The organism is Pseudomonas sp. TAE6080, from assembly GCF_018732265.1.
Classification (GTDB): Bacteria; Pseudomonadota; Gammaproteobacteria; order Pseudomonadales; family Pseudomonadaceae; genus Aquipseudomonas; species Aquipseudomonas brenneri.
Genome location: NZ_JAHIDY010000044.1, coordinates 13,388 through 38,468 on the forward strand (window position 1 = coordinate 13,388; position 25,081 = coordinate 38,468).

Annotated in this window: 23 protein-coding genes; 11 read left to right on the forward strand and 12 right to left on the reverse strand. The window is 60.8% G+C overall.

The window, feature by feature from the left end; all coding sequences use genetic code 11:
* Positions 1 to 84: 84 nt before the first annotated feature.
* Positions 85 to 726: a ribosome biogenesis GTP-binding protein YihA/YsxC gene (gene yihA / locus KL786_RS24730; protein ID WP_065891259.1), complete on the reverse strand. Its 642-nt coding sequence runs from the start codon at positions 724 to 726 to the stop codon at positions 85 to 87.
* 192 nt (positions 727 to 918) lie between these two features.
* Here yihA and KL786_RS24735 point away from each other — a divergent pair, with 192 nt between their 5' ends.
* The 6 genes from KL786_RS24735 to KL786_RS24760 all read left to right on the forward strand — a co-directional run bounded on the left by KL786_RS24735 (position 919) and on the right by KL786_RS24760 (position 6,517).
* The gene (locus KL786_RS24735) at positions 919 to 1,209 is read left to right on the forward strand and encodes a c-type cytochrome (protein WP_032862651.1); all 291 of its coding nucleotides are present in this window, start codon (positions 919 to 921) and stop codon (positions 1,207 to 1,209) included.
* A gap of 46 nt (positions 1,210 to 1,255) precedes the next feature.
* Positions 1,256 to 1,870, forward strand: coding sequence for a c-type cytochrome (locus tag KL786_RS24740; protein WP_032862652.1), 615 nt, complete (start codon positions 1,256 to 1,258; stop codon positions 1,868 to 1,870).
* A gap of 187 nt (positions 1,871 to 2,057) precedes the next feature.
* Positions 2,058 to 2,693: a thiol:disulfide interchange protein DsbA gene (dsbA, locus tag KL786_RS24745; protein ID WP_038444850.1), complete on the forward strand. Its 636-nt coding sequence runs from the start codon at positions 2,058 to 2,060 to the stop codon at positions 2,691 to 2,693.
* 10 nt (positions 2,694 to 2,703) lie between these two features.
* On the forward strand, positions 2,704 to 3,582 hold the full coding sequence (locus KL786_RS24750) for an endonuclease/exonuclease/phosphatase family protein (protein WP_032862654.1): 879 nt from the start codon (positions 2,704 to 2,706) through the stop codon (positions 3,580 to 3,582).
* On the forward strand, positions 3,579 to 5,651 hold the full coding sequence (locus tag KL786_RS24755) for a GGDEF domain-containing protein (RefSeq protein ID WP_215519293.1): 2,073 nt from the start codon (positions 3,579 to 3,581) through the stop codon (positions 5,649 to 5,651). Before KL786_RS24750 ends, KL786_RS24755 begins: the two co-directional genes overlap by 4 nt.
* Positions 5,652 to 5,740: 89 nt before the next feature.
* A complete protein-coding gene (locus KL786_RS24760; RefSeq protein ID WP_215519294.1) occupies positions 5,741 to 6,517 on the forward strand; it encodes an N-acetylmuramoyl-L-alanine amidase in 777 nt (258 codons plus the stop codon).
* 177 nt (positions 6,518 to 6,694) lie between these two features.
* Here the strand turns inward: KL786_RS24760 and KL786_RS24765 are convergent, their stop codons facing one another.
* Complete coding sequence (locus tag KL786_RS24765; protein WP_215519295.1) at positions 6,695 to 8,482, reverse strand: KinB sensor domain-containing domain; 1,788 nt, start codon at positions 8,480 to 8,482, stop codon at positions 6,695 to 6,697.
* A 10-nt stretch (positions 8,483 to 8,492) separates the two neighbouring features.
* Complete coding sequence (gene algB, locus KL786_RS24770) at positions 8,493 to 9,839, reverse strand: sigma-54-dependent response regulator transcription factor AlgB (protein WP_032862658.1); 1,347 nt, start codon at positions 9,837 to 9,839, stop codon at positions 8,493 to 8,495.
* A 399-nt stretch (positions 9,840 to 10,238) separates the two neighbouring features.
* Here algB and KL786_RS24775 point away from each other — a divergent pair, with 399 nt between their 5' ends.
* The 5 genes from KL786_RS24775 to KL786_RS24795 all read left to right on the forward strand — a co-directional run bounded on the left by KL786_RS24775 (position 10,239) and on the right by KL786_RS24795 (position 14,599).
* A complete protein-coding gene (locus tag KL786_RS24775) occupies positions 10,239 to 10,523 on the forward strand; it encodes a hypothetical protein (RefSeq protein WP_215519296.1) in 285 nt (94 codons plus the stop codon).
* Between the two features lie 78 nt (positions 10,524 to 10,601).
* Complete coding sequence (locus tag KL786_RS24780) at positions 10,602 to 10,766, forward strand: DUF1328 domain-containing protein (protein WP_003170804.1); 165 nt, start codon at positions 10,602 to 10,604, stop codon at positions 10,764 to 10,766.
* A gap of 2 nt (positions 10,767 to 10,768) precedes the next feature.
* Positions 10,769 to 11,236, forward strand: a complete 468-nt coding sequence (locus tag KL786_RS24785; protein WP_032862660.1) for an inhibitor of vertebrate lysozyme family protein — start codon at positions 10,769 to 10,771, stop codon at positions 11,234 to 11,236.
* A gap of 706 nt (positions 11,237 to 11,942) precedes the next feature.
* Entirely contained in the window at positions 11,943 to 13,274 is a 1,332-nt protein-coding gene (gene gltP / locus KL786_RS24790) for a glutamate/aspartate:proton symporter GltP (RefSeq protein ID WP_032862661.1), read from the forward strand.
* 95 nt (positions 13,275 to 13,369) lie between these two features.
* Complete coding sequence (locus KL786_RS24795; RefSeq protein ID WP_032862662.1) at positions 13,370 to 14,599, forward strand: spore maturation protein; 1,230 nt, start codon at positions 13,370 to 13,372, stop codon at positions 14,597 to 14,599.
* A 92-nt stretch (positions 14,600 to 14,691) separates the two neighbouring features.
* Here KL786_RS24795 and KL786_RS24800 read toward each other — a convergent pair whose 3' ends face one another.
* From KL786_RS24800 to KL786_RS24840, 9 genes are all read right to left on the reverse strand, one after another.
* Positions 14,692 to 15,303: an ABC-type transport auxiliary lipoprotein family protein gene (locus KL786_RS24800; protein WP_215519297.1), complete on the reverse strand. Its 612-nt coding sequence runs from the start codon at positions 15,301 to 15,303 to the stop codon at positions 14,692 to 14,694.
* Entirely contained in the window at positions 15,300 to 16,238 is a 939-nt protein-coding gene (locus KL786_RS24805; RefSeq protein ID WP_032862666.1) for an MlaD family protein, read from the reverse strand. Before KL786_RS24805 ends, KL786_RS24800 begins: the two co-directional genes overlap by 4 nt.
* 1 nt (position 16,239) lies before the next feature.
* Positions 16,240 to 17,043 (reverse strand): ABC transporter ATP-binding protein, encoded by an 804-nt coding sequence (locus tag KL786_RS24810; protein WP_154842572.1) that lies wholly within the window; start codon positions 17,041 to 17,043, stop codon positions 16,240 to 16,242.
* Positions 17,040 to 18,188 carry an ABC transporter permease gene (locus KL786_RS24815; protein ID WP_032862668.1) on the reverse strand — a complete coding sequence of 383 codons (1,149 nt, stop codon included), beginning with the start codon at positions 18,186 to 18,188 and terminating at the stop codon, positions 17,040 to 17,042. Before KL786_RS24815 ends, KL786_RS24810 begins: the two co-directional genes overlap by 4 nt.
* A 55-nt stretch (positions 18,189 to 18,243) precedes the next feature.
* Positions 18,244 to 19,275, reverse strand: a complete 1,032-nt coding sequence (locus KL786_RS24820) for a DUF5924 family protein (protein WP_215519298.1) — start codon at positions 19,273 to 19,275, stop codon at positions 18,244 to 18,246.
* A gap of 72 nt (positions 19,276 to 19,347) precedes the next feature.
* Entirely contained in the window at positions 19,348 to 20,730 is a 1,383-nt protein-coding gene (locus tag KL786_RS24825) for a M16 family metallopeptidase (protein WP_215519299.1), read from the reverse strand.
* Positions 20,731 to 20,821: 91 nt separating this feature from the next.
* On the reverse strand, positions 20,822 to 22,480 hold the full coding sequence (locus tag KL786_RS24830; RefSeq protein ID WP_215519300.1) for a Na/Pi cotransporter family protein: 1,659 nt from the start codon (positions 22,478 to 22,480) through the stop codon (positions 20,822 to 20,824).
* Positions 22,481 to 22,771: 291 nt separating this feature from the next.
* Entirely contained in the window at positions 22,772 to 23,539 is a 768-nt protein-coding gene (locus KL786_RS24835; RefSeq protein WP_215519301.1) for a TerC family protein, read from the reverse strand.
* Between the two features lie 65 nt (positions 23,540 to 23,604).
* On the reverse strand, positions 23,605 to 24,912 hold the full coding sequence (locus KL786_RS24840) for a CitMHS family transporter (RefSeq protein WP_215519302.1): 1,308 nt from the start codon (positions 24,910 to 24,912) through the stop codon (positions 23,605 to 23,607).
* Between the last annotated feature and the right edge of the window lie 169 nt (positions 24,913 to 25,081).

The following is a 25,081-nucleotide window of genomic DNA, read 5'->3' on the forward strand; positions in this document are numbered from 1 at the left end:
CCCCGCCCTAGCGGTCCGGAGTACTTAGATCCCGAACTTCCCCTCCCCATACGAAGTTCGGGATTTTTTTTGCCCGCTACAAAGTCACTCAGCGATTTCTGCACCTTTGTCCGCCAGCTCCATCCAGCCTGCCAGCACGGTATAGGCGTCTTCCAGGCCCAGGCGCTTGGGCGCCGAGAACAGCTGGATCGTAATCGCGTCACCCCAGCCTTTACGGATTTCGGCCTGCACTTTGAGCAACGTGTTCTTGGCGGCACCGTAGGTCAGCTTGTCGGCCTTGGTCAGCAAAATGTGCATCGGCATGCCGCTGGCAACCGCCCAATCGAGCATCAACAGGTCGAAATCGGTCATTGGATGACGGATATCCATCATCAGGATCAACCCTTTCAAACTCTCGCGACCACCCAGGTAGGCTTCCAGGTGACGCTGCCAGTGCAGCTTCAATGGGATAGGTACTTTTGCGTAACCGTAGCCCGGCAGGTCGACCAGACGCCGATCATCGTCTAGCTTGAAGAAGTTGAGGAGCTGTGTGCGGCCCGGGGTTTTCGAGGTGCGAGCCAGGCTGGCATGGGTCAGGGTGTTGAGCGCGCTGGATTTGCCGGCGTTGGAGCGCCCGGCGAAGGCCACTTCAAAGCCTTCGTCGTCGGGGCATTGGTCGACTTTGGCAGCGCTGAGCATGAAGGTGGACTGTTGGCACAGACCGAGGATGGGGTTCTTGAGTTGCATGGGATTTCCGATGTGGGCGGTGCCGGGAATGGGTGCGGCAAGTAGTGTCGTTCCCGTTTCAGTAGCGCCAGTATATAATGCCGCAGATTTTGTGTGTGCTTTGTCCCAGCGAAGGATGAAGTTCACGGGAGCGATAGACCTTTATTGCGCATTAGAACGCAAAACGCTTCCAAACCCTGAAAAGGTCGACGTATGACCAGGTGGCTGCTAGCTGTCGGTGTCCTGATACCACTTTACAGTGCTCAGGCTACACAGGATCCGGAAGCTGTGTACAACCGCGTTTGTGCGGCTTGCCATGCCGGACAGTTGCCAACGGCCCCCAAGCGGGGTGACCAGGCAGCCTGGGCGCCGAGACTGGCGCAAGGCATGGAGACGCTGGTGCAGCACGTGACCGAGGGTTTCAAGGCGATGCCGCCGCGTGGTTTGTGCATGGAATGCCGTGCCGAGGATTACCAGGCCATCATTCTTTTGATGAGCGAGTAGACCCGGTCCATAACTCTATAACCTTTAGCCGTAATTGGATTAGCTGATGAACAAATTGATCGTGAGTCTGCTGTTGACCTTGGGCATCACTGGTGTTGCCCATGCTGCAGGTGACGCTACTGCTGGCCAGACAAAGGCCGCCGTATGTGGTGCCTGCCATGGACCGGATGGCAACAGCCCGGCACCCAACTTTCCAAAACTGGCGGGCCAGGGTGAACGTTACCTGACCAAGCAGATGCACGACATCAAGGACGGCAAGCGCACGGTTCTGGAAATGACCGGCTTGCTGACCAATCTCAGTGATCAGGACCTGGCGGATATCGCGGCGTATTACGCCAGCCAGGCCGGCAGTGTCGGTGCGGCGGATCCAAAAATCGTTGCCCGTGGTGAAGCACTGTTCCGTGGCGGCAACCTCGAAAAAGGCCTGCCAGCCTGTACCGGTTGCCATTCCCCGGATGGTTCGGGTAACGCGGCTGCCGGTTTCCCGCACCTGGGTGGCCAGCACGCCCAGTACATCGCCAAGCAACTGACTGATTTTCGCAAGGAAGAGGCCGGTCGTGCCAACGATGGCGATGCCATGACCATGCGTACCATCGCCCGTAAGCTGAGCGACGAAGACATTGCGGCGGTGTCCAGCTACATCCAGGGCCTGCATAAGTAAGGCGCGGATGACCTGACGTTGCCTGCGCAACGTTAACGCTCGATTAATCCGTCGATGCAAGCATAAAAAGGGTGGCTCAGGCCGCCCTTTTTTGTGGCCGCTACCGTTACACTAACGAACTCATGCCCGTGTAGACCTGTCATAAAAAAGGTCGCGCGAGGCGACTTTATTTGTCCAGGAGTAAAGCATGCGTAATCTGATCCTCAGCGCCGCTCTCGTCACTGCCAGCCTGTTCGGCATGACCGCACAAGCTGCCGACGTGCCGCTTGAAGCGGGTAAGACCTATGTTGAATTGGCCAATCCTGTGCCGGTTTCCGTGCCAGGCAAGATCGAAGTCGTAGAGCTGTTCTGGTATGGCTGCCCGCATTGCTATTCCTTTGAGCCAACCATCAATCCCTGGGCCGAGAAGCTGCCGTCGGATGTGAACTTCAAGCGTATCCCTGCCATGTTCGGCGGTCCTTGGGATGCCCACGGCCAGATGTTCCTGACCCTGGAAGCCATGGGCGTGGAGCATAAGGTCCACAACGCAGTGTTCGAAGCGATCCAGAAGGATCGCAAGCCGCTGACCAAGCCTGATCAAATGGCCGATTTCCTCGCCACCCAAGGCGTGGACAAGGACAAGTTCCTCGCCACTTTCAACTCCTTTGCCATCCAGGGCCAGATCAAGCAGGCCAAGGAACTTGCGCAAAAATATGGCGTGCAAGGCGTTCCAACCCTGATCGTCAACGGCAAATACCGCTTTGACCTGGGCTCCACCGGCGGTCCTGAAGCGACCCTGAACGTTGCCGACCAGTTGATCGCCAAAGAGCGCGCAGCCAAGTAAGGGGCTCGCCATGCGTCGCTGGGGTACCGAACGCGTCGTTGGCCGGCATGATCCGCAGGTCAACGAACATCACCTCGCGTCCACCGGCCTGCCGGCGGACAGCCGGCTGCGCTTGCTGAGCTTCAATATCCAGGTTGGCATCAGTACCGAGAAATACCGTCATTACCTGACCCGTGGCTGGCAGCATTTGTTGCCCCACAACGGTCGGGCCGGCAACCTGCAAAAGATCGGCGACCTGCTGGGTGACTTCGATCTGGTGGCCCTGCAGGAAGCCGATGGTGGCAGCCTGCGTTCGGGCTACGTCAATCAGGTCGAGCACCTGGCTCAGTTGGGTGCTTTTCCCTACTGGTACCAGCAACTCAATCGCAACCTCGGACGCCTGGGCCAGCACAGCAATGGTGTGCTCAGCCGCCTCAAGCCCTGGGTGATCGAAGACCATCCCCTGCCGGGCCCGAAAGGGCGCGGGGCGATCCTTGTGCGTTTCGGCGAGGGCCCCGAGGCGCTGGTAGTGGTCATGATGCACCTGGCGCTGGGTGCACGTACCCGGACCCTGCAACTGGCCTACATCCGTGAGCTGATTGGCGGATACAAACACCAGGTGCTGATGGGGGACATGAACACCCATGCCAGCGACCTGCTGCAAAATTCTCCGTTGCGCGATTTGGGGCTGCTGGCGCCGCAGGTCGAAGCCACTTTCCCCAGTTGGCGCCCGCAACGCTGTCTAGATCACATTTTGTTAAGCCCGACCCTGACGCTGGAACGCGTGCAGGTGCTGGCGCAACCCATTTCCGATCACCTGCCGGTCGCGGTAGAGATTCGTCTGCCGGGTTCGCTCACGGCTGATGCATTACCCGCGCTGAGCCCCGGCCTTCGCGGACCCCTTGCATGAGCGACGACGCGCAGCGCTGGAAAGAAAAATACCTGTTAAGCATCGAGCAACAAGAAAAGCTCGAACGCCGTTGGGCTGCGCGCCTCGACTTGCTGCGCCGTGGGCTGGTGCGCAGCACGCTGGCGGCCGAGGGCACGGACCGGGCCGTCGACCAGTGCATGAAAGAGATGCGCGATGTGGTGCGCACCGATGACATGGACGCTGCGCTCGCTGCGTTGTTGCCGCGCCTGGAAAAGGCCGTGCTGGACTCCGAGCAGCGCCGGGAGACACGGGTTGATCAAATCAGTACCGCGCTGACCGCGCTGGTCGCGCAATTGCAGGCGCTGCCGTTGCCCCGGGAAGTCAGCCGCCCGTTGAAGAGCTTTGCCAAGCAGTTGGACAGCCGCGTCGGCCAGGCACGGGAGATTCCCCTGCTGCTCAGTGAGTTGAGCAGCCTTCAAGGGCAGGCCCTGAGCAATCTTGAGTCCGATGATGAGCCTGCTCGCCCGGGGCTGTTGCAGCGCCTGTTTGGCGGCAAGGAGCCGGATGCAGAAGTCGCGCCGGTCGGGTCCACGGTTTCTCCGCCCTCGCGGCCAACCCCGGCGGTAGCCGCAAGTCCGGTTGCCCAGGCGGTTGAGGATGCTCCCGAGCTGGCCCAGGCCCTGCGAGCCTTTGCACCACCAGCCCAGGCCTCGCAGCCGGCAGTGCTTGAGGCGGCACCTGCGTCTATTGCCATTGCGTCCCGGGTCGTCGATGTCGATGAGCGCGTGGTACCACAGCCTCAGGTTTACGCTCCCCGCTTATCGCCGGTCGAAATGCCTGCTGTCGCGGCCCTGGCCCCGGAACTGTCTCAGCCTGTGGAGGTGAGCGTTGCGCCGGTGTCTGAAGGTGCGGTCGCTACGGCGGTAGTTGTACCCCAGGTTCCGCCGCAGGCGCCGCAACCGACAGCGATCGGCAGTCTGTCGTTGCCGCCGGTGATGGATGACGAGCCGACTGAAGTCGATCCCGAGGCGCTGTACGCCCTGCCCGACTCGCCTGAGCCGTCCTACAGCTCCGTAGCCAAACATATCGAAGACACTCTGCTCGGCCTGCTGGGCGACCTCGACCTGCCCGAGCATCACCGGCCCCAGGCGCAAGCCATGCGCGAACGCCTGGCCCACGGGCTGAACTGGTACGAGTTGCTGCCGATCCTCGATGATCTGGCGGTATTGATGCTGGCCATCACCGACAGTGGCCAGCATGAGTTTGAAGCCTACTTAAAGCGCCTAAACGAGCGGCTGGAAGCCTTCCAGAGCAATTTGCAGGCGGCCAGCGACGGGCACGCCGACAGCCGCAGCGCCGCGCGCGAGATGGATACGCAAATCCGTGAGCAGATGGATGGCTTGCAAAGCAGTGTCCAGGAGGCGGCCGATCTTGATGACCTCAAGCAAGTGCTGGAAAGCCATCTTGAGGGGCTGCTGGGCGCCATGGACGAGCATCAAAAGCAGCGTGACCAGCGCGAACATGAAGTGGCCGAGCGGTTGCAGGGGTTGGCCGAACGCGTGGCGAGCATGGAGCAGGAGGCCCAGGGCTATCGCGACCACCTTGAGGTCCAGCGCCAGAAAGCGCTGATCGACCCGCTCACCGGCCTGCCCAATCGTGCGGCCTGGAGTGAACGCCTGGAATACGAGGTCAATGCGTGGCATCAACAGGGCAACAACCTGTCACTGGCGATGTTGGACCTGGATCACTTCAAGCGCATCAACGACAGCTACGGCCATCTGGCGGGCGACAAGGTGCTGAAGATCATCGCCAATGTGTTGAGCAAGCGCTTGCGAGCGACAGATTTCATCGCGCGGTTTGGCGGTGAGGAGTTTGTCCTGCTGATGCCGGATTCGGCGTTGGGCGATGCGCTGGAGCTCGGCGAGCGCCTGCGGGCGGCCATTGAGGCGTGCCCGTTTCACTTCAAGGGCGAACGGGTGACCATCACCATGTCCATTGGCATGGCGCAGTTTCAGCCCGGCGAGCGCAGCGACCTGGCCCTCAAGCGCGCGGACGAAGCCTTGTACCGGGCCAAGGCGGCGGGGCGCAATCAGGTGCAGGCGGCCTGAAAAGTTGTTCCATTTTGTAAGCCGGCCGCTGATCGGCAAACGATACGTTACACTGTTGCATTATCGTCTTTAGCGTACCGTCTGTTGCCATGAAATTTCTCGTTGCTGCTCTTCTGTTCCTCACACTCGCTGGCTGTGCAAGTGGCCCGCGGCTGAATACCAGCCACCCGTCGGTGAACTTCGATAATCGTGTCCAGTTCGTCGTCCTGCACTACACCGCTACCAGCCTTGAAGGTTCGCTGGCGCTGTTGACCAAAGGCCAGGTCAGCAGCCACTACCTGATTGGCGATGACGCGCGCGCGACCATCTATAAGCTGGTGGATGAAGACAAGCGTTCCTGGCATGCCGGGGAAAGTGAATGGATGGGGCGTACCTGGCTCAACTCCAGCTCCATCGGTATAGAGATCGTCAACCCGGGCTACCGTGATACGCCCACCGGGCGGGTCTGGTATCCGTACTCCGAAGCGCAAGTCCAGTCCCTGGTGACCTTGCTCAAGGACATCAGCCAGCGCAACCGGATCAACCCGAAGTTCATTATCGGTCATAGCGATATCGCCCCCGGTCGCAAACTTGATCCGGGCCCGCTGTTCCCGTGGAAGCGCCTGGCGGATGAAGGCCTGGGGATCTGGCCCGAGGCCCAGGCGGTCGCGCGGTATCAGGCGCAGTACGCTGCACAGCTACCGAGCATCACCTGGTTCCAGGAAGAATTGGCACGCTTGGGGTATGCCACGCCGCAGACCGGTGAGCTGGATGTGGCAACGCGGCGTGTGCTGGCCGCCTTCCAGATGCGCTTCCGGCCGGCACTGTTCGATGGCACGCCGGATGCGCAAAGCGCAGCGATCCTGAGGGTATTAAACCACCGCTAAGGTATTTAAGAGCTGCGAGCAATTCATGTGGGAGCTGTCGAGCCCCGGCGAGGCTGCGATAGCGGTGTGTCAGGCAACATAAGTAGTGACAGTCGCGCCGTCATCGCAGCCTCGCCGGGGCTCGACAGCTCCCACCTTTGATCTTTGCTGCCCTTGAGTGGCGTGCCTGACTGATAGTTACAGCGGCAACGCCATATAGAACTGCGTGCCCTGCCCTGGCCGGGAATAGACCCCCATGCGGCCGCCGTGCAACTGCACGATCTCCTTGCACAGCGCCAGCCCCAGGCCGGCGCCACCTTTCTTGCGGCCTACCTGGACAAAAGGTTCGAAAATCCTGCCCTGCTGGCCGTAGGCGATGCCTTCGCCATTGTCCTCGACACTGATGATCAGCCGTTCGCCATGGCGACGTGCTTGCAGGCGAATCTGCCCGCCGTCACTGGTGTGGCGCAGGGCATTGCCGAGCAGATTGTCGAGCACCCGCTCCAATTGCGCCTGGTCGGCATGCAGCCTGGGCAGTTGCGCCTGCGCTTCTACCACCAGTTCGATGTTTTGCGCATTCGCCAGCTCGGCAAAACGCGTGCGGGCCTGTTCAAGCAGCTCGTTGATGTCGCAAGGCGCCAGAGTGAGTTTTTGCAGGCCGTTCTGGTAGCGGGAAAAGTTCAGCAAGTCATTGATCAGTTGCATCAAGCGCTGCATTTCTTCGTTGACCGTATTCAACAGGTCGGCTTCGCGGGACTCAGGGGGGAATTTCGCCCGTTCCTGGAACAGGCCGAATGCCATATGCATGCCCGTGACTGGCGTACGCAGTTCGTGGGAGGCACGCAACACGAATTCACTGCGCACTCGTTCGAAGGCCCGTTGTTCGGTCACGTCATGCAACACCATCACCGCGCCGAGGATATGCCCCTCGTGGTGGCTGACGGGCGTCATGCTGTAGGTCAGCAGGCGCGATTCGCCCTCTACCTCCACTTCCAGGTCGTCAGGTGCGCGTTCCAGGTTGCCGCCGCGCAGCACCAGATGCAGTTGCTCATCCAGTTCCGGGCGTTGCAGCGCTTCGCCCAGGCCCTCGCCCAGGCGGCTTTCGTCCCAGCCCAATTGGCGCTGGGCGACCGGGTTGAGGTGTTCCAGGCGGCCTTGGCGGTCGATCATCAGCAGGCCGTCGTCGATACTGTCGAGCACTGCCTGCAAGCGCTGCTGGCCGGCGAGCAATTCGTCGACATTCGTGGCCTGATGCTGGCGCAACGCTTCAGCCATGATGCCAAAACGTTTGGTCAACTGGTTCATTTCGGCTGCCGAAGAAATCGGCAAGGTGACATCAAAATTGCCCTGGCCGATTTTATCGGCCGCCTTGGCCAGGGCTTCGATCGGCCCGCCAAAGCGCCGGGCGATGCCATGGGCGGTGATGAAACCGATGATCAGCACCGCCAGGCCCACCAGCCCCAGCAGCCCGGCGATCCACAGCGCGCGCTCGCGCGACAGGCGTTCGGTCTCGTTGATGTTTTCCAGTGCGTTTTTATGCTCGCTGATCAGCCCGTTGCGCAGCACGTTGAAACTGGCGGTCAGTTTTTGGTTATTGCGCAGGGAAGGCGGCGTATTTTCATTTTCCTCGAACGCGTCCAAAAACGTCAGGTAGTCGGCCTTGGCCTGAGTGAAGCCACCGACCCTGGCGACACTCATTTCATGGGCGATGCCTTCGTCCAACAACTTGAAATACTGTTGGCGCGACGTATTCAGGGCGACCGGGTCCGGCCGGTCGTTGAGCATCAAGATCAACTGGTCGCCCAGGGTCTGGCGCAGCTTGAGCCCCAGATCCAGGGTAATGAAGTTGCTGCGGATCAGGGATTCCTGGGCCTTGGCCATTTGCATGACACTCACCAGCCCCAGCAGCAGCCCAAGCAGGGCCACGGTGATCAGCGCAGAAATGCTCAGGAACAGCCGCGTGCGCAGTTTCATCGCCAGCTTCATAAGGTGCAGCTCACAGGTTGTATTGCTTGCGTTTGCGATACAGCGTCGAGGCATCGATGCCCAGGGTCTTGGCCGCCTGGTCCAGGGTATCGCTGGTGGCCAGCACGGCGCCGATATGGGCTTTTTCCAGTTCGTCCAGGCTCAACGCCGCGCCGATACGCGGTGAGTTGTTGGTCGGTTGCTCGGCCATCCCCAAATGGCTGATTTCGACCTTCTCCTGGGCACAGATGATGCTGGCGCGTTCCACGACGTTGCGCAGTTCACGGATATTGCCCGGCCAGCGGTAGTTGAGCAGTGCTTCACGGGCCTCATCGCTGAAGCCGCGGGCTGGCCGCGCGTACTCTTTGACGAAGCGCGCCAGGAAACGGTCAGCGAGGGCGAGGATATCCTCGCTGCGTTCGCGCAGGGGCGGCAGGTGCAAGGTGATGACGTTCAGGCGATACAGCAAGTCTTCGCGAAAACGGCCGTCGCGCACCATGTCTTCCAGGTTCAGGTTGGTCGCCGCCAGGATACGCACATCGGCGCGGCGGGTGACCGGGTCGCCGACCCGTTCATATTCCTTGTCCTGGATAAAGCGCAACAACTTGGGTTGCAATGTCAGGGGGAAATCGCCGATCTCGTCTAGAAACAGGGTGCCGCCGTCCGCCTGGTTGACCCGGCCGAGGGTGCTTTCGCTGGCGCCGGTAAAGGCGCCGCGACTATGGCCGAACAGCTCGCTTTCCATCAGCTCTGCGGTCAAGGACGGGCAGTTGATGGTGACGCAGGATTTCTTCGCCCTTTTACTCCAGCCATGAATCGCCCGGGCCAGTTCACCTTTACCGGTGCCGGACTCGCCCAGAATCAGGATATTGGCATCGGTGCCGGCCACTTGGCGGGCGGTCTCCAGTACCACCATCATCGAGGGGCTATGGGAGTCGAGGCCATCCTTGGGCTGGCGTACTTCACCTTCCAGCGCTTCCAGGCGTGCTGACAACTGGCGCACTTCCAGCTGCTTGGCGGTGGCCAGGCGCAATTGGTCCGGGCTGCAGGGCTTGACCAGGTAATCGGCCGCGCCAGCCTGGATCGCATCCACTGCCGTATCGACGGCCGAGTGCGCGGTGACAATCACCACGCGCATCCAGGGGGCCTGGATACGCATTTGTGCCAGCACATCCAGGCCGTTGTCTTCGCCCAGGCGCAGGTCCAAAAAGCACAGGTCGAACACCTGGCGTTGCAACAGGGCATCGGCCTGGGCCGCGCTGTTGGCAGTGGCTACGGTATAGCCTTCATCTTCCAGGCAGTAGCGGAAGGTGCGCAGGATTGCGGACTCGTCGTCCACTAAAAGAATGCGGCCTTGAAGCTCCTTGGCTGATTCCATCTGTCCCGCGCTCCTTAACATACGAATGAGTGATCTTGTTTAGTCCCAGAATAATCGGGCAAGTTGCATGGTTTATTCTGATTGATTCAAAGCCTTATCGCGCAGCTATCTGAGACCCTTCCTACTTATAGCCACGGGCAGCGCGTTTTTGACCCTTCTTGATGCTTCGGCAGTCCTGCCGGCCCTTTTGATCCCTTGATCCGACCACTGACCATCGTGCATTTCGCACGGTGAGGATAGGCGCATCGTGCAGGATGCTGTTAGGAAGAAACCAGGTGCTCTTATAACCTACTGATTTTATTAGTTTTTATTCGTCATAAAAACTGGCATGCACTCTGCAATACCTCTCCTACAAGCGTGATCAACGAACAAGACAACATGATGCGGGAGAGATTCAGGATGACTCGCCAAAGCCTCAAGCCATTGCGTGTATCGCCACTGCGCCTTCAACAGGGGCTGTTTGCCAGCCTCGCCTTGATGGTGACCTTGATCGGTGCTCAGCAGCTGCAGCATTGGCAGCAGAGCCCGCAGTCCGCCCCGCAGTTCGAGCGCACACCCATGACACAGACCCATTTTCGTTCGGTTGGCAGCAGCACCGCCGACGTGACAGCCCCGCGCATGATGGCGGTTGAACAGGACATTGCCCTGTACGACGAGCCTGTCCAGGAACGCTGGGTGTTCTAGGCATGAACCTGCCGTCCATTGGGTGCGGCAGGGTGGCGACACAGCAGTCCTCTTAATAGATGTAAAAGGAGAATCACCATGTTGAGTTGGGCAATCACATTTCTGATCATTGCCATTGTCGCTGCAGTCCTGGGCTTCGGTGGTATCGCGGGCACCGCCACGGGTATCGCCAAGATTCTCTTTGTCGTCTTCCTGGTGATGTTCATCGCTTCCTTCTTCTTTGGCCGTCGTGGTCGAGGCTGAACATGGTCAACTTGTCTCTCAAAACCCTGGCTGCCGCCCTGCTGTTGGGCGGTAGTGGCTTGGTCATGGCCGCCAATGACGGTCAGGCGCGTGCCAATGAACTGCTCAATGCCGATCCGCAGTACCGCGAAACCTGGCAGGGTGTGGTCAAGAAGGAAGAGCGCCTGCCTGAGTGGGTGATCAACCTGTCGGGCACGTCTGAGCAAATGAATGCCGTGACGGAAGACGGTGACGGGTATTTGGTCGGGCCGCTGTGTGAAACGGCCGATACCTGCCTGAATAAACGTTTGATCGTTGCGTTCAGCATGGATAAGGAAGATGCCTACGCGATGTTGGTCGAAGTCCCTGCCGGGCTTCCGGCGGACAAGTCGCCAACACGGCATGCGGACTATCGTTTCATCGGCAAGCCCGATGAAGGCATGCAGAAGTTGCTGATGGAGCAACTCAAGAAAGATCCGAATTGGTACTAGGCCCGTCTGTGGGCCTGCCCAACAGGGGAACAGGCCAACTGTCTGTTTCTGTTTGCACCGCCGCCTGACGGCGATGCATGACCAGGGGGCCGGGTTGCTCTGATCAAGGGATCGGCGCGACCTACGGGTACAGGGAGTACCTGCGCAAGGGCCAGGTCGGGAGAAAAGCTGCGACGCAAGTCCGCAGGCCGTTATGGCCTGACGGGCTTGCGACGGGCTTGTGAGTCATCACACGGCACTTATGCCGCATGTAGCTGCAAATTTCCTTTCTGCTTCATCACAACCGTTTCGTGGTGTTACGGCGCGACCATCTATCGAGAAAGTTTGCCCTCGGCCAGACGTGTTTTTCGACGGTATGCGTAGGAATTTTCAAGAGTTTTTCCCGCCTGGCAAAAAAACCGAAAATCCCTGAGCGAGCCTGAAATGGCCGGTTCACGGCATGTATGCCTGACAAAATGTCGCATTCGAACTGACCAAACAGACAGTTTTATTTAAAAAAACCCATGCCGATTCGGCATAGGGTAGGCGTTTACGGCATTAGACTATGCCCCCCCGCATCGGAATAGTTGCGCCTTTTTTCGCTTGCCAGTAAGCCATATCGGCCATCTGCGGTGACCTTCTACGGAGGCTGATGCTCACACTTTTTCGCTTCCGGGCGTTCCAGCTGGCGCATCTGCCTGAGTCCACTTGAAACAAGGGTAATGACATGAAGAAGGCAAAACTAAGCCTCGCCTGGCAGATCCTCATCGGTCTGGTGCTAGGGATTGCAATCGGTGCTGTACTCAACCACTTCAGTGCCGAAAAAGCCTGGTGGATCAGCAACGTGTTGCAACCGGCGGGCGATATCTTTATCCGCCTGATCAAGATGATCGTGATCCCGATCGTGATTTCGTCGCTGATTGTCGGAATTGCCGGTGTAGGGGATGCGAAAAAGCTCGGTCGAATCGGCGTAAAGACCATCGTTTACTTCGAAGTGGTCACTACCATTGCGATTGTGGTCGGTCTGCTGCTGGCCAACCTGTTCCATCCAGGTGCCGGTATCGACATGAGCACCCTGGGTACCGTGGATATCTCCAAGTACCAGGCGACTGCCGCCGAGGTGCAGCATGAGCATGCGTTCATCGAGACCATCCTCAACCTGATCCCGTCGAACATCTTTGCCGCCGTGGCCCGTGGCGAGATGCTGCCGATCATCTTCTTCTCCGTGTTGTTCGGCCTGGGCTTGTCGAGCCTCAAGCCAGACTTGCGCGAACCCCTGGTGACCATGTTCCAGGGCGTGTCCGAGAGCATGTTCAAAGTCACCCACATGATCATGAAGTACGCCCCTATCGGTGTATTCGCCCTGATCGCCGTGACCGTGGCCAACTTCGGCTTCGCCTCGCTGCTGCCATTGGCCAAGCTGGTGATCCTGGTTTACGTCGCCATCCTGTTCTTCGCCTTTGTGATTCTCGGCCTGATCGCCCGCCTGTTTGGCTTCTCGGTGATCAAGCTGATGCGCATCTTCAAGGATGAACTGGTACTGGCCTACTCCACCGCCAGCTCCGAAACCGTGCTGCCGCGCGTGATCGAGAAGATGGAAGCCTACGGTGCGCCGAAAGCCATCTGCAGCTTCGTGGTGCCGACCGGTTACTCGTTCAACCTCGACGGTTCGACCCTGTACCAGAGCATCGCGGCGATCTTTATCGCCCAGCTGTATGGCATCGACCTGTCGGTTGGCCAACAACTGATGCTGGTACTGACCCTGATGGTCACCTCCAAAGGTATTGCCGGCGTGCCGGGCGTGTCCTTCGTGGTGCTGTTGGCGACCCTGGGCAGCGTGGGCATCCCGCTGGAAGGCCTGGCGTTCATCGCCGGTGTCGACCGCATCATGGACATGGCGCGTACTGCGCTGAACGTGATCGGCAACGCCCTGGCCGTGTTGGTCATCGCGCGTTGGGAAGGCATGTACGACGATGCCAAGGGCGAGCGCTACTGGAACTCCCTGCCGCACTGGCGGACCAAGACTGTGCAGCCAGTGGGCGAGACCAGCCAGGGCTGATCGCGGCTTGAAGTGAACAAACCCCGGTAAATCCGGGGTTTGTCGTTTCTGCCAGCCCCGCTATCATTCGCCACATATTTAAAGGGGTGTGACTGATGCTCAATGGCCTGTGGCTTGGCTTCTTTGTCGTGGCAATGGTATCGGCGCTGGCGCAATGGCTGGTGGGGGGGAACGCCGGGATCTTTGCGGCGATGGTGGAGAGTATCTTCGCCATGGCCAAGCTGTCGGTGGAAGTGATGGTGTTGCTGTTCGGCACCCTGACCTTGTGGCTGGGCTTCCTGCGCATCGCCGAGAAGGCCGGGATTGTCGAATGGCTGGCCAAGGCCCTTGGCCCGCTGTTCCTGCGGCTGATGCCGGAAGTCCCGGCCGGTCACCCGGCCATCGGCTTGATCACCCTCAACTTTGCCGCCAACGGCCTGGGCCTGGACAACGCGGCCACGCCCATCGGCCTCAAGGCCATGAAGGCGCTGCAAGAGCTCAACCCCATCCCCAACACCGCGACCAACGCGCAGATCCTGTTCCTGGTGCTCAACGCGTCTTCCCTGACCCTGTTGCCGGTGACGATCTTCATGTATCGCGCCCAGCAAGGCGCGCCGGACCCGACGCTGGTGTTCCTGCCAATCCTGCTGGCCACCAGCGCCTCGACCCTGGTGGGCCTGCTGTCGGTGGCGCTGATGCAGCGCCTGCGCCTGTGGGACCCGGTGGTGCTGGCATACCTGATTCCCGGGGCGTTGGTGCTGGGCGGCTTCATGGCCTTGCTCGCGACCCTGTCGGCCACGGCCCTGGCGGGACTGTCCTCGATCCTGGGCAACCTCACGTTGTTTGGCCTGATCATGCTGTTCCTGCTGATTGGCGCGTTGCGCAAGGTCAAGGTCTACGAGGCGTTTGTCGAAGGCGCCAAAGAGGGCTTTGATGTCGCCAAGAACCTGCTGCCGTATCTGGTGGCGATGTTGTGTGCGGTCGGCGTGCTGCGTGCGTCCGGCGCGCTGGAGTTTGGCCTGGAAGGGATTCGCCATCTGGTGGCCTGGACCGGCATGGACACGCGTTTTGTCGACGCCTTGCCCACGGCGATGGTCAAGCCATTCTCCGGCAGCGCGGCGCGGGCGATGCTGATCGAGACCATGCAGACCCAGGGTGTGGACAGCTTCGCGGCCCTGGTGGCGGCGACGATCCAGGGCAGCACCGAGACCACGTTCTATGTGCTGGCGGTGTACTTTGGCTCGGTGGGCATCCAGCGCGCGCGGCATGCGGTGGGGTGTGCGTTGTTGGCGGAGTTTGCGGGTGTGGTGGCGGCGATTGCGGTCTGCTACTGGTTCTTTGGCTAAGCTTTAGACCGCTATTGCAGGCAAGCCAGCTCCCACATTTGACTGTGTTCACAAATCAAAATGTGGGCGCTGGCTTGCCTGCGATGAGGCCCTCAGCGTTTAGGTGCTGTATTGCCCTGCGCCACCACCCAATCCACTACCTGCCTGTTCAACTGGTCCCCGGCCACACCAAACCCGGCCACCACCGCTGGCACCTGGGTATCGCTGACCGGCTGGCGCACCTCAAAGCGCTTGGCCGCCACGATCCGCTGGTCGCTGCCGCGCACCAGTCGCGCATCCAACCGAATCACCACCTCCACCGCGCTGCCCCGGTATTCGCTCTGGAAGGCCTGCAACTGTCCCCCCAGCTCGAAGTCCGCCTGCAGGTTGCTGTCATCGGTGCTCAGCAGTGCCACCCGGCCATCGCGCTGGAAACCATCCAGCAGGCGATTGCGCAACAGCACCGGCGCCGGATCGCTCCAGCGCGACAGGGCATAGCTGCTGATCAAGTCGCCTTGGGGCACCACGGCAATGCGTGGGCTGTCGAGGAACTCACTGGCTTGCGGCTTGGTCAGCCGCAACGACCAGGCCACCGGGCTGCCCGGCGTAGTCGCCTGGGCCGCCGGCAGTCGGTAGACGTTGGACGGGTCGGCCTTGGGCAGAATCGAGCAAGCGCTGACCAGAGCCAGGGCTATTGGGGCGATCATTTGGTAAGCACGCTTCATGGCGTGAACTCCTTGTTCTTGTCACTGCCCAGCAGATACCCGCTGGGGTTGGCCTCCAGGCGGCGGGAGATGGCACGCAACGATCCGAGGGTATCGCGCAGTTCACGCACGGCCGGAGCCAGTCCATTGAGACCCTGCATGCCACTGTTCAGGGAGTCCTTGTTGTCGTTCAACAAGCTGTTGATGGTTGCAGTGCTCTGTTCCAGGGAGCGCATGGCCCCTTCGGCGCTGCCGAACATCTGCTTGCCCTGGTCGTTGAGCAGGCCGTTGGCGTTGCGCATCAGCGCGGTGGTCTGTTCCAGGGTGGCGCCAGCCTGTTTGCTGACTTGAGTCAGTTGCTGCATCACCACCTTGATATCGCCACGTTGCTCGGCGATGGCCCCGGTGGTCTGTTCCAGGTGTGCCAGGGTGTTGCTCAGGCGCTCGACGTTGTCCGGCGAGAACAGGCGGTTGGCGTTGTGCAGCAGCAGGTTGATGCTGGTCATCAGGTCATTGCTGTTATTGAGCAGCCGGGCAATGGGCGATGGCGAGGCGGTGATCTGCGGCAGGTTGCCGTTCTTGCCCTTGAGTTCGGGGCTTTGCGGGGTGCCGCCGCTGAGTTGGATGATCGAGGTGCCGGTGATGCCGGTCAGCGCCAGCTTGGCCTGGGTGTCTTCCTTGATTGGCGTCTGGCCGGCCAGGCGGATGCGGGCTAGCACGCGGCGCGGGTCTTTCGGGTCCAGGCGCAGGCTGGTGACGTCACCCACCTTGATCCCGCTGTATTGCACCGCGCTGCCCTGGGACAGGCCGCTGACCGCTTCGTTGAAGATCACTTCGTAATCCTGGAACGCGCTGTCGACGCTGGACTTGGCCAGCCACAGGCCGAACAGCATGGCGCCGACCACGACTATCACGCTGAACAGACCGATCATCACATGATGGGCTCGGGTTTCCATGTCATACCTCGTTGAGCTGTTGAGCGGCATCCAGTGCCGCACGGCCCCGAGGGCCATGAAAGTATTCGTGAATCCAGGCGTCGTCCGTTTCCGAGACGACATCAATGGCATCCGCCACCAGCACCTTTTTCTGTGCCAGCACCGCTACGCGGTCGGTGATGGTGTAGAGCGTGTCGAGGTCGTGGGTGATCAGCAGCACGCTCAGGCCCAAGGCATCGCGCAGGGTCAGGATCAACTGGTCGAATGCCGCCGCGCCGATGGGGTCGAGGCCAGCGGTCGGTTCATCGAGAAACAGAATGTCCGGGTCCAGGGCCAGCGCCCGCGCCAGGGCCGCCCGCTTGATCATTCCGCCCGACAGCGAAGACGGGTACTTGTCGGCCGCTGACAAGGGCAACCCGGCCAGGGCCAGTTTCACCGCTGCCAGGTGCTCGGCGTCGGCGCGGCTCAGGCCGGCGTGCTCAATCAGCGGCAGGGCGACGTTTTCCGTGACCGTCAGCGAGGAAAACAGCGCGCCCTTCTGGAACAGCACGCCGAAACGCCGTTCCACCAGGGAGCGTTCATGCTCCGACAGGCTCGGCAGGTTCTGCCCAAATACCCGCACCTGGCCTTCACTGGGCTGGCGCAGGCCGATGATGCTGCGCAGCAGCACCGACTTGCCACTGCCCGAGCCGCCGACCACGGCGAGGATCTCGCCCTTGTACAAGTCCAGGTCGAGGTTCTCATGCACGCTCTGCGGGCCAAAGCGGTTGCACAGGCCACGGACCTCAATCACCGCCTCGGCGGGCGCACGCGGTAAACGGCTCACCAGCCCATCTCCATGAAGAACAGTGCGGCCACCGCGTCGAGCACGATCACCACGAAAATTGATTGCACCACCGCCGAGGTGGTGTGGGCGCCGACCGATTCGGCGCTGCCGCTGACCTTGAAGCCTTCCAGGCAGCCAATGGCGGCGATCAGGAACGCAAAGAACGGTGCCTTGACCAGGCCCACCAGCAAATGCTGGACGCCAATGTCCGATTGCAGCAGCGACAGGAACATCGCCGGCGAGATATCCAGGGCCACGGCGCACACCACGCCACCGCCGATAATCCCCGAGATCATGGCGAGGAAGGTCAGCATCGGCAGCGCCACCAGCAGCGCGAGGACACGCGGCAGGACCAGCAACTCCATGGGGTCGAGGCCCATGGTGCGGATCGCGTCGATTTCTTCGTTGGCCTTCATCGAGCCGATTTGCGCGGTGAAGGCGCTGGCAGTACGGCCGGCCATCAGGATCGCCGTGAGCAGGACACCGAACTCACGCAGGAAGGAAAACGCCACCAGGTCCACGGTAAAAATACTCGCGCCGAAACTTTCCAGCACGGTGGCGCCGAGGAATGCCACGACGGCGCCCACCAGGAAGGTCAGCAAGGCTACGATGGGCGCGGCGTCGAGCCCGGTCTGTTCGATGTGCGCGACCATGGGCGTCAAGCGCCAGCGCTTGGGCCGGAACACGCCGCGGGCAAAGGTTGCGAGGATCAGGCCGATAAAGCCGAGCAGCGTCATCGCGTCCTTCCAGACGGTGTCGACGGCACAGCCGATACGCGACAGCAGTTGGATGCCGACGCTCACTTGCGGTTCTTTGACCGGCACGCAGAAGTCGTTCAGGGAGCAATAGACGGTCTTGAGCAGCGCCCGGTCGGCGGCAGACAGGTTGCAGTCGGGGTGCTCGGCAGAGTGTTCGAGGCGCTCGGGCCCCAGTAACTCGACCAGCAACGATGCCCCGGCGGTGTCCAGCGCGCCCAGGCCGTTGAGGTCGACGTGGGTGCTGGCGTCGTACTGGCCGCCGAGGCTCGCCGACAGTTGTTTCAGGGCGCTGTAGTGGGCCAGCGTCCAATCCCCGCTGACCCGCAGTTGGGGCGGTTGGGTGGACGCGTCCAGGTGGGCATTGCCTGCCGTTGTGCTACTGGTCATAAGCTCCGAGCTTGTTTGGCTATTCCACAATTGCTATGTAATAGCACGATCTGTCCTACTTTGGGGTGTCCGTTTGTGCGGTGTCGGTGACTTTAAAGCGCAACACGCCGATTACCTGGCCATCTTCGGTCAGCACCCGCACTTGCCAGCGGCCTACGGCATTCGCCGGGAAGTTCTGCTTGTGCGTCCAGGCCCGGTAGCCTTCCTTGCGTCCGCCATGGATATCCAGGGCGATGCGGTCGACCTCTTTACCGTTGAACTGCCACACATGATAGATGCGTTCGTCCAGCCCACGCGGTGCGTTGATCGCGGTGTAGGCATACAGGCCACTGCTGCGCAGTTGGCTGGCGCTGACCTCCTTGAGGTCGTCGCCTGGAGTGCGGTCCTGCAATTGGGTGCTGATCGCCACTTCGGTCATCCACAAGGTTGCCGGCGGCACCCAACTGCGCAGGAACCACCCCGCGCAGCCAATCACCGCTGTGACGCCCAGCAGCATCAGCCAACCCTTGAGGCTGCGCAGTGGCAGGCTGACCGCCAGGCTTGGGATCGACAAGAGCATCGCCACGCCCAGCGCCAGCTTGTAACTCTGGGCGGTGGTCAGGTGCAGGATAATCGGCAGTGCGGTGAGCAAGGCGGCAAACAGGGTCAGGGTGTGCAGCGCCAGGAACAGCCAGCGTTTGGGCGCCAGCCATTTGTAGTACAGCGGGTCGGTAATCGACACCAGTGCGGCGGCGCCCAGCAAGCCGGTGAAGATCGACTGGCTGCTGTTCCAGGTGGTGGTGACAAAAAAGAACGGCAGGACAAAGAACAGGCTTTCCTGGTGGATCATCTGCGTGGCGTAACGCAGCAGCGGTTCGGGGATTTCGCGCTTGAACACCTTGCTGAACAACTGGGTGAAGCTGTTTTCCAGCATCAGCCACAGCCAGCTCACCAGCATGATGATTGCGATCCAGCTGGCCATGCCTTGCTGGCGGTCCACCAGAATAAAACTGGCCACGCCGGAGATAAAACCGCCGAGTGCAATCACCCCTGGATAGCGCTTCATCAGTTCGAGGAGGCGCTGTATGAAATGGGTCAGATATGGCATTCGGCGGTTCGCAGTCTTTGTAGGAAAAAATCCCAGACAGAATAACGTCTTAGCTCTCTGAGTGGCGTGTGATTACGCAATTGCTTTGCGATAACGGCGCACGCCAACTGCCACAAGCGCGATCAACCCCAACAGGCCCGCCGCGATCCAGCTCAAGGCGTCATAACTGAGCAGCGGTTTTTCGATGCGCCAGTAGCCGGGCTGGTTGAGCAACTGGCGCATGGCCTGGTTGGTTTGCTCCAGGCTGACGGCCTTGATGCGTTTGGCCGGATCGCTGAAGTGGCCGTCGCTGTAGTCACCCGCTGCGCCCCAGTAATAGTCGGCCAGGGCGCTGTTGCCTTGCACTGCCCAGGCCTGGCGGTCGATGGCGGCCTGTTTCAGGCGGGCGAAGGTGGTGGGGTCGAGCCCGTCTTCAAGCAATCGCGCCTTGAGCGAGGCCAGCACCTGCTCGGCTTCAGCCAGGTTGTCGCGTTCAAGGTCGGCATTCAGGCTCATGAAACCGACGCCGCCCAGCACTTCGCGTTCGCTCCATGGGCCGTAGGACAAACCATGCTGGAGCCGTAGTTGGCGATACAGCGCCCAATCCAGATAGTCCTTGAGCAGGTCGTAGGTGGCATCGTGCTGCTCGTCCAGCACCGGTTCGGGGAACAGCAGGTGCAGCTTGGCGCCATTGCCGACCCAGCCACGGATCAGGTCGCGGTGGGTCGCCGCCGTGCCCTGGACTTGCGGTAATGGGCGATGCTCGCTGGGGTCTACCGGGTCGAGTTGGCCGTAGGTGCGTTCCAGATAGGCGGGCAGCAGTTTGTCGAGGTCGCCGACGATGATCAGCGTCATGTTGTTGGGGGCGTACCAGTCCTGGCGCACTTTTTCCAGTTGGGCGCGGGTCAGTGGGTTGACCTCGGCTCGCTCGGCACACTTGAGGCCCAGTTCCACCGCCAGTTGATGACTGGCGTTATGGCCCAGGTCCTGGCGATCCAGCAGGCGTTGCAGGTGCGAGTAGTGGCCACCATCCTCGCGCTCCACCACCTGTTTGGCGGCGTTGATGGCGGCATCGCTCAGTTGGGTGCGGGTCAGGATGGCCAGCAACAGGTCCAGCACCTTGCGCTGGTTGCGCGCCGGGGCCTCGATGACGAAGGTGGTATCGGCATTGCTGGTGTAGGCGTTCCACTCTCCGCCCAGGGCCTGCATCTGTTCTTCCAACTCGCCTTCGCCGCCGCCGTCGATCCCGCTGAACAGCAGGTGCTCCAACAGGTGTGGCAGCTCCTTGTCTGCGCAACTGAAGTCGTCCAGGCCAACGCCGACGACCAGGCGGATCGCCACGTGCCCGCGCTCGGTGCCCGGCTTGAGCAGCAATTGCAGGCCGTTGGGCAACAGGTAGCCTTCGACTTGCAAGCGATCAAAGGCAAAGGCGTGGGCCGAGCCTATGAGCAGGCAGGCGAATAGCAGGCGACGCATAACGGGGTTCCTGGCGAGTAATAACGGTTGGAGCCCGCTCCCACATTGGTCAGGCGATGTTTTTAACTGACTCCCGGGGTGTGCGGATCGTTCAAGGCGAATGGGTAATGTCGGCAATATTGTCCGCCGCTAACGCACCGGTCTCGGAGGTTTCCAACACTACATAAGCACTGCTGCAAAACAACGAGTTCAGTCGTTTCATATCGGCAATCAGTTCCAGATGCAGGGAGCTGGTCTCGATGCTTTGTACGATCTTGCGTTGCAGGCGGCTGACGTGGGCGTGGGCCAGGCGCCGTTCCTGGGCGCGGAAGCGGCGCTTCTCGCGCAACAATTGCCGGGCGCTTTCCGGGTCGGCACTGAGGAACACCGACAGGCCCAGGCGCAGGTTGGCGATCAACTGGCTATGCAGGCCGGCCAGTTCTTCGAGCCCGACTTCGGAAAACGAGCGGCGCTGCGAGGTTTTCTGCTGCTGGACCTTGCGCAGCATGCGCTCGATCAAGTCGCCGGCCAGCTTGAGGTTGATCGACAGTTCGATGATCTCGGCCCAGCGCCGGCTGTCGTGCTCGCTGAGGTCTTCCCGGGGCATTTGCGCCAGGTAGAGCTTGATCGCACTGTAAAGCGCTTCGACATCATCGCTGAGGCTGCGCATTTCCTGGGTGATGGCCGTTTGTTTGCCGCGCAACACTTCGAGCATCGCGGTCAGCATGTTGTCGATCAAGTCCCCCAGGCGCAGGGTTTCCCGCGCGGCGTTGGCCAGGGCCAGGCTCGGGGTGGTCAGCGCCGTCGGGTCCAGATGGCGGGGTTTGGCCAGGCCGTTGGCCTCCGGACGTTCCGGCAGCAGCCAGGCACACAGGCGGGCCATGGGGCCGATGGTGGGCAGCAGGATCAGGCAGCGGGTGACGTTGTAGAGCAGGTGAAAGGTAATCACCATGCCCTGGGCGCTGTAGTCCAGGGTGTCCATCCACTGCACCAGCGGGTCCAGGACGGGAATGATCAGCAGCAGGCCGATCAGCTTGTACAGCAGGCTGCCGAGGGCCACTTGGCGGCCAGCGGCGTTTTGCATACTGGTGCTGAGGAATGCCAGTACGCCGCTGCCGATATTGGCACCGATCACCAGGCCGATGGCTACATGCAGGCCAATCACGCCGGCGCCGGCCAGGGTCGCCGTCAGCAGTACGGCGGCCAGGCTGGAGTAGGAAATCATCGCAAACAGTGCGCCTACCAAGGCATCGAGCAGGATGTCGCCGGTCAGCGAGGCGAACAGGACTTTGACGCCCTGGGCTTGGGTAATCGGTCCTGCCGCTTCGACGATCAGTTGCAGGGCAAGGATGATCAAGCCCAGGCCGATACCGACCCGACCCATCTGCCCGGCGCGTGTTTGTTTGCGCGACAGGAAGAAGATCACCCCGAGAAAAATCAGCAGCGGCGACAGCCAGGAAAGATCCAGGGTCAGCACCCGCGCCATCAGGGCGGTACCGACGTCGGCGCCGAGCATGGTCGCCAGGGCGGGCGTCAGACCCATCAGGCCCTGGCCGACAAACGACGTCACTAGCATCGCCGTGGCGTTGCTGCTTTGCACCATGGCGGTGACGAGGATCCCGGCAATGAACGCCAGCCAGCGCCTGGCCATGTTCTGCCCGATGACCTGGCGCAGGTTGGAACCGTAGACCCGCAGGATGCCGGTACGGACGATGTGCGTGCCCCAGATCAGCAGGGTCACGGCGGAAAGAAGATTGAGCAGGGTCAGCATGCTCGGCCCCCTGTGTTGAGTCGTGCTCCAGCGGAGCAAAAAGTGCCGTGTGCCGTTTTGAGTTGTGTACTTAAGCTGTAGTTGGCGAACGGGCTGAGCGCCAGCATCGCATAGCTAAACTTGGCTTTGAAATAAAACTGTCATGAAATCAGCTTTTTGCAGGCGCCTGAAACGACTGTAGGAGCGAGCGTGCTCGCGAAGAACTCAAGGGCAGCGCGTGAAATCAGGCAGCACGCGTTACCGTTGACGTTTTTCGCGAGCACGCTCGCTCCTACAGGTGTAGCCCGCGGGTTATTGGCCCGGGATGTCCTTGCGCAGTTTCACCGGATCCTGCTGCTTTTTCTTTTTCGCGATAGCGCTACGCATCTTGATGTTGATCGCTTCTACCGCCAGCGAGAACGCCATGGCGAAGTACACGTAGCCTTTTGGCACATGCACGTCGAAGGATTCGGCGATCAGCACGGTACCCACGATCAGCAGGAACGACAGCGCGAGCATTTTCAGCGACGGGTGCTTGTCGATGAACTCGCTGATGGTGCCTGCGGCGAGCATCATCACCAGGACCGCAACGATAATCGCAGCAACCATGACCGGTACGTGGGAAACCATACCCACGGCGGTAATCACCGAGTCCAGGGAGAACACGATGTCGATGATGGCGATCTGGATGATGGTGTAGATGAACTTGCCACCCTTGCCTTTCGGCTCGTCATGGGTTTCGTCTTCACCTTCCAGGGCGTGGTACATCTCCTGGGAGCTTTTCCACAGCAGGAACAGGCCGCCGAAGAACAGGATCATGTCGCGACCGGAAATACCCTGGCCGAACACCACGAACAGGTCGGCGGTCAGTTGCATGACCCAGGTGATCGACAGCAGCAGCAGGATCCGGGTGATCATGGCCAGGGCCAGGCCGAAGATCCGGGTGCGCGCTTGCATATGCTTGGGCATACGGCTGACCAGGATCGAAATCATGATGATGTTATCGATGCCCAGAACGATCTCAAGAGCCGTCAGGGTGAAGAAGGCAATCCAGATCTCCGGATTGGTCAGCCATTCCATATGTGTTCCTTTGCGCGAGTGTTAGACCGCGCCGGCAGGAGGGCCGGCGCAGTGGGTTGTTACGATTATAGAGTGCTGAACAGCGGGAATGTGCCCAACAGCAATGCGGCGACCATTATGCACAGGCACACGAGCACTGCCCACTTCAGGGTGAAGCGCTGGTGATCGCCAAATTCGATACCGGCCAGGGCCACCAGCAGGTAAGTCGAAGGCACCAGCGGGCTGAGCAAGTGTACCGGCTGGCCAACAATCGAGGCGCGGCCCATTTCTGCGGCGGTGATGCCGTAGTGGCTGGCGGCTTCGGCCAGTACTGGCAATACGCCGTAGTAGAACGCATCGTTGGACATGAAGAAGGTGAACGGCATGCTCACCAGCGCGGTGATCACCGCCAGGTACGGGCCCATGGCTTCAGGGATGACCGCCAGCAGGCTCTTGGACATGGCATCGACCATGCCGGTGCCCGACAGAATGCCGGTGAAAATACCTGCAGCGAAGATCAGGCCCACCACCGCCAGTACGCTACCGGCGTGGGCGGCAACGCGGTCTTTCTGCTGTTGCAGGCACGGGTAGTTGACGATCATCGCGATACTGAAGGCCACCATGAACAGCACGGGCAGCGGCAGCAGGCCGGCGATCAGGGTGCACATCAGGGCCAGGGTCAGGGCGCCGTTGAACCAGATCAGTTTCGGGCGACGAGCATCCGGGAATTGCGAGACGCTGATTTCGCTGTGGTCGATCTCATCGCCTTGCAGATGCATGACGCCAAGCCGAGCACGTTCGCGCAGGCCGTACATATAGGCAATCACCAGGATTGCCACCACGCCGGCAGCCATGGCCGGGATCATCGGTACGAAGATATCCGATGGGTCGACGTGCAGCGCACTGGCGGCACGCGCGGTCGGGCCGCCCCAGGGGGTCATGTTCATCACGCCACCGGCGAGGATGATCAGGCCGGCCATGATTCGCGGGCTCATGCCGATGCGCTTGTACAGCGGCAGCATGGCGGCCACGCAGATCATGTAGGTGGTGGCGCCGTCACCGTCCAGGGACACCACCAGCGCCAGCACGGCAGTACCGACCGAGACTTTCAGCGGGTCGCCCTTGACCAGTTTGAGGATCTTGCGCACGGCCGGGTCAAACAGGCCGGAGTCGATCATCAAGGCAAAGTAGAGGATGGCGAACATCAGCATCACGCCGGTGGGTGCCAGCTTGGTGATGCCTTCGAGCATCATCGGACCGATCTTCGGCGCAAAGCCACCGAACAGCGCGAACAGGATAGGCACGATGATCAGGGCGATCAGCGCCGAGAGGCGCTTGGTCATGATCAGGAACATGAACGTGATGACCATGGCAAAGCCAAGGAAAGTCAGCATAGGAATACTCCAGGCGTAGCGCGGCTAGGGAATGGCGAACCGGGTTGGGGTCAGCGCAGAACGAAAAGCGCGAGGCGTACGGGGGGAGTCGAGAAAAACAGGCGGGTACGAGCGGACATCAGAATCACCATTGTTGTTGTTAATTGGGCCCCTGGGCATAAAAGCGCTC